This is a genomic window from Acinetobacter sp. YH01024 (assembly GCF_013420195.1).
Taxonomy (GTDB): Bacteria; Pseudomonadota; Gammaproteobacteria; order Pseudomonadales; family Moraxellaceae; genus Acinetobacter; species Acinetobacter amyesii.
Genome location: NZ_VOYQ01000086.1, coordinates 1 through 4,179, shown reverse-complemented (window position 1 = coordinate 4,179; position 4,179 = coordinate 1). Strand labels below are relative to the sequence as shown.

Sequence of the window (4,179 nt, the reverse complement as noted above, 5' to 3'; positions counted from 1 at the left end):
CATGAAATACGGTATTCTGATGTGACAAAACCTGAATCCTGGTCGTTAAAGTGTTTGTTTGCACTCATATTTTAACTGTTAGGACTCAGGTTTTTTTATTTAAAGCAAACTATGGGACAGCAGTGGCATGAAGCCTCGTTTTTTTTGATCTATCTAAAATTAGATTTTAGAAATAAGATCTTTAATGTTTGCTGCTTGAGTTGATGCATTACCTGTATATGTTGCAGGTGTCATTTCTGCAAGACGCGCACGGTCAGCAGCTGGAACAGCTTCTAATTCGTTACCATTTACGAAATCAACCATCATCTCGCGAGTCATTGCTTGACCACGAGTAAGGGCTTTAAGTTTTTCGTAAGGTTTTTCAACTGCATAACGACGCATAACAGTTTGAATCGGTTCTGCAAGTACTTCTTGCGCATGGTCAAGGTCTTCAAGAATACGTTGAGCATTCAATTCAAGTTTACCAATACCTTTAGAGCAAGCTTCAAAAGCGATCAAGCTTTGTGCAAAACCAACGCCCATGTTACGAAGCACAGTTGAGTCAGTTAAGTCACGCTGCCAACGAGATACAGGAAGTTTTTCGCCTAAATGCGCAAGTACTGCATTTGCAATACCCAAGTTACCTTCAGAGTTTTCGAAGTCAATTGGGTTTACTTTATGCGGCATAGTTGAAGAACCAACTTCACCTTCTTTTAAACGTTGTTTGAAGAAACCAAGTGAGATGTAGCCCCAAACGTCACGGTTAAAGTCGATCAAAATGGTGTTGAAACGACGTAGCGCATCAAAAAGTTCCGCCATGTAGTCATGTGGTTCGATTTGAGTGGTGTACGGGTTAAATTCTAAACCTAATGATTCAACAAATGCTTGTGAATGCGCAGGCCAGTTAATTTCAGGGTAAGCAGAGTAGTGCGCGTTGTAGTTACCTACTGCACCATTGATTTTACCAAGTAATTCAACTTGTTTGAATTGTTTGATTTGACGTGCAAGGCGGTAAGCCACGTTCGCCATTTCTTTACCCAAAGTTGTTGGGCTTGCAGTTTGACCATGTGTACGAGACAACATTGGTTGTTCAGCGTGTTGTTCAGCCAAAGCAACGATTGAATCGATGATTTGCTGCATTGCTGCAACTAAAACTTCACGGCCATTTTTAAGCATTAAAGCATGAGACAAGTTGTTGATGTCTTCAGATGTACATGCAAAGTGAATGAATTCTCCAGCATTTTTAAGCTCATCGATATGTGCGATTTGCTCTTTTAAGAAGTACTCAACTGCTTTTACGTCATGGTTTGTTGTACGTTCAATTTCTTTAATGCGGTTTGCATTGTCTTCAGAGAAGTTCGCAACAATTGCATCAAGCGCAGCGTTAGTTTCAGCACTGAACGCTGGAACTTCAGTGATTTCAGGACGGTTTGCAAGCGCTTGTAACCAACGCACTTCAACAGTCACACGAGCATGGATTAAACCAAACTCAGAGAGGAAGGGACGTAGAGCATCACATTTGCTTGCGTAACGTCCATCTAATGGAGAAAGTGCGGTTAAAGCGTTCATAGCGATTCCTTAAATTTTGGAATTAAACGTAAAACAAAAAGCCCGTACTGCATCAGTTAAACCACCTGATACTGTAAACGGGCAAGATCTTGAATATCTTGTAGTAGCTTGCGCTTACTGAAAATCATACCCCATGAGCTACCACCGAGCTGACGCCATAAATGTGCCATTTGTAAGCCGGTAAATAAGGTGGCGCGAATGCGATTGGTATGAGAAGTGTCTTTAAATGCTTCGGCATTACCACGAACCATAATACGTGGATTAATTTGGCCTGCAGTTTCAATATAGGTTTGCGCTAAATTGGCAATGATACTTGGATGTAAATAATTATTATCAAAAAAGGAAAGCTGTCTTAGAATTTTTTGTTGGGATTGTTCGATGATTTCGACAAATTTAGGATTGCTATAGACTTTCTTTTCTAACTGCAATAACGCCATCGCATACGTCATGGGTAGCTTAGTATTGGCAAGTTTAGGAAGTCTAGATTTGGGAGATGTATTGAAGGGTTGAGTAATGCTACTTTCTAAGGTTTTTAATCCCAGCGAAATATCCGCCAAGCCACTAAAAAAATCAAGCGTCTGACTAGACTGATTCGACTTAGGACGGATATTTAAACTGGCTTTAATGAGATGTTCAAAATAAAAGTTACCGCTTTCCCCGATACTCTGTTGCCCAGTCAATGCAGTCATGTGGGTCAGCTGTGTCGCTTGAAAAACAGCAGCTAACGCCAATGCACGATTTTGGCGAGTATTCAGAGTCTGAGGCTGTTGAAACGGTAACTCTGTCATCCGAAACAATCCTTATTCAATAAAATCCGGTTTAGGCGCATTGGTATGATGAATCACACCACCCCCTAAACAAACTTCACCGGTGTAGAACACCACACTTTGACCCGGTGTAACAGCACGTTGTGGCTCATCGAATTCGACACGCACACCATTTGGCGCTGTAGGGTCTTTAAATATTGTACAGTCTTGGTCAGGCTGACGATAACGAGTTTTCGCTGTGCAGCGGAAGCCTGATTCAGGAATCTCTTGTTCACCAGCCACCCAATCAATCGCTTCAGACCATAAAATGGTGCTTTGCATGAGTGGATGTTCATGACCTTGACCAACGACTAGGCGATTACCTTCGATATCTTTATGTAGTACAAACCAAGCGCCTTCTTCAGCACCTTTTAGACCACCAAGACCGATGCCACCACGTTGGCCGAGCGTATAGTACATTAAGCCGTGATGTTCACCAACCTCTTTACCCGTGTCTAGGACGATTTTTCCGGGTTGAGCAGGTAAATATTGCTTTAAGAAGTCATTAAATCGACGTTCGCCAATAAAGCAAATTCCTGTTGAATCTTTTTTCTTCGCGGTGATTAGACCTAATTCTTCAGCGATTTTACGCACTTGTGGTTTTTCAATTTCACCCACAGGGAACAAAGTTTTGTTAATTTCACGACCATGCACTGCATGTAGGAAATAGGTTTGGTCTTTGTTGTTGTCTAGACCACGCAGTAGAGGGGCATACTCTTCACCACGTGAATTTTTTAGCGTTTCACCACGGCGGCAATAGTGGCCTGTCGCAATAAAGTCAGCACCTAAGTTCACAGCATGGTCGAGAAATGCACGGAATTTAATTTCTTTATTGCAGAGAATATCTGGGTTTGGTGTACGACCTGCGGCATATTCTTCTAAGAAATGCTCAAAGACACGGTCCCAATATTCCATCGCAAAGTTTGCGGTATGAAGTTTGATTCCAATTTTGTCACAAACGGCTTGAGCATCGGCAAGATCTTCCATTGCCGTACAGTATTCCGTGCCGTCATCTTCTTCCCAGTTTTTCATGAAAAGACCTTCAACTTGATAACCTTGTTGAAGTAAAAGTGCTGCAGATACAGAAGAATCTACACCACCAGACATACCGACGATGACACGTTGTTGCATAGGATTAAGCATCCAAATTTGAAATTAAGGGAGAATTTTGGTGCTCGTAAATGAGCGATAAAGGATATTTTTGACCTGAAAGGGCATCTTGCACAGCTTTAATCACCAATGGACTGCGTGCACGTGCTGACTCAATCAGTTCATCTAAAGTCATCCAAACAGCACCAACAATGCTCGTATCTAACTGAGCATCGACATGGTGTTGAATATCTTTAGCTAAAAAGCAATAGCGGTAATAGGTACGATCAGGGAACATTGGTGGGGTATACGTATACATGCCCAAAAGGTGGGTGATCTCTACATCGTGACCTGTTTCTTCCATGGTTTCGCGAATGGCGGCTTCAATCAGCGTTTCGCCACACTCGACATGACCTGCAGGTTGGTTAAATACAGTGTGCGTAACACCTTCTGTATGTTCTTCAACAAAGAGGAATTTTCCGTCTTTTTCAACGACTGTCGCAACAGTGACGTGAGCAGTCCAAGCGGTCATAGAAAAGCACCATGGGTTAAAAACGCTATTCTACAAAATTTAGGGGGCGGTGGCTATGGTGAAAATGTTTTAAAACTACAATAGATCTCTTTCATAAATCAAAAAACGATCTTCTTTTTGGTTAATATTTGCACTCCGGATTTCTTAGCATTCGTGCATAATCTGCGGATGAAATACATCGATTCAAACAAGCTTTCTGATCCT

4 protein-coding genes are annotated in these 4,179 nt (G+C 41.8%); all 4 read right to left on the bottom strand.

Annotated features, from left to right (window positions below; genetic code table 11):
• Positions 1-159: 159 nt before the first annotated feature.
• Genes purB through FTT88_RS16785 form a run of 4 tightly spaced genes read right to left on the bottom strand, consistent with a single transcriptional unit; the run spans position 160 to position 3,975 of the window.
• Positions 160-1,548: an adenylosuccinate lyase gene (gene purB, locus FTT88_RS16800; protein ID WP_168379206.1), complete on the bottom strand. Its 1,389-nt coding sequence runs from the start codon at positions 1,546-1,548 to the stop codon at positions 160-162.
• Positions 1,549-1,604: 56 nt separating this feature from the next.
• Positions 1,605-2,336, bottom strand: coding sequence for a high frequency lysogenization protein HflD (hflD, locus tag FTT88_RS16795; protein WP_078190181.1), 732 nt, complete (start codon positions 2,334-2,336; stop codon positions 1,605-1,607).
• A 12-nt stretch (positions 2,337-2,348) separates the two neighbouring features.
• On the bottom strand, positions 2,349-3,485 hold the full coding sequence (gene mnmA, locus FTT88_RS16790) for a tRNA 2-thiouridine(34) synthase MnmA (protein WP_168379207.1): 1,137 nt from the start codon (positions 3,483-3,485) through the stop codon (positions 2,349-2,351).
• Between the two features lie 4 nt (positions 3,486-3,489).
• Entirely contained in the window at positions 3,490-3,975 is a 486-nt protein-coding gene (locus tag FTT88_RS16785) for an NUDIX hydrolase (protein ID WP_180174125.1), read from the bottom strand.
• Between the last annotated feature and the right edge of the window lie 204 nt (positions 3,976-4,179).